Here is a 693-nt window from a genome sequence, read left to right as displayed (position 1 = left end):
TCAATCAATAATTGAACCGCTCTTTCTCTGATTTCAGGGGTATATTTTAATTTTGTCATCGGGATAGTCTCTCAGAATATTGACTCTCCGACAAACCCGGTACGGTTCAATATGGTGTTGATGCGATTTGTAGGATTTTACCGATCGCAGCTTCAACCTATTACCGAACTTTAGATCTCGCGGACAATCCAGAACATCGAGCGAAACGAGATCTACATGATGAGCATCATGCTGAACAAATTAAACGAATTTGGAAAGAAAGTTCAGGTCGATATGGTGTGCGTAAGGTCTGGCAACAATTGAAACGTGAAGGCTATATTATTGCACGTTGTACAGTTGCTCGATTGATGCAGAAGCTAGGTATACAAGGTGTTTGGCGTGGTAAGAATAAACAAACCACCCGTAGCCGAGATGATCAAAAAAGAGCAGATGATTTAGTGAAACGTAATTTTAATGCTGATCATCCTGACCAACTGTGGGTGAGTGACTTTACGTATATTCAAACGGCTTTGTTGCACAAAGATTTGAAATGCAAAGCGCCCCTAATTGAGCCAAATTTAAGGCGTAACTTGGGTAAGTGGGCGACCTAATTCCGTAAATCTGTTAAGGACTGCTACACGTGCATGGATCTCATTCACTTGGCTATCAAAACTCCTTGCACTGAGTTTATCTCCTAATAATTTGATGCAATGC

2 pseudogenes are annotated in these 693 nt (G+C 41.0%); one reads left to right on the top strand and one right to left on the bottom strand.

What is annotated here, in order from left to right:
* Positions 1-110 precede the first annotated feature (110 nt).
* Positions 111-590, top strand: a pseudogene (locus WFH18_RS17630) (IS3 family transposase); the annotation flags it as partial.
* Here WFH18_RS17630 and WFH18_RS17625 read toward each other — a convergent pair.
* Positions 558-693: pseudogene (locus tag WFH18_RS17625) on the bottom strand (IS5/IS1182 family transposase); the annotation flags it as partial. The pseudogenes WFH18_RS17630 and WFH18_RS17625 overlap by 33 nt on opposite strands.

The sequence above is a fragment of the Acinetobacter sp. USHLN143 genome (assembly GCF_037145695.1).
GTDB classification, from domain to species: Bacteria; Pseudomonadota; Gammaproteobacteria; order Pseudomonadales; family Moraxellaceae; genus Acinetobacter; species Acinetobacter fasciculus.
Note: the sequence above shows the minus strand (reverse complement) of the source record. Positions and strands in the feature narration are given on the sequence as shown.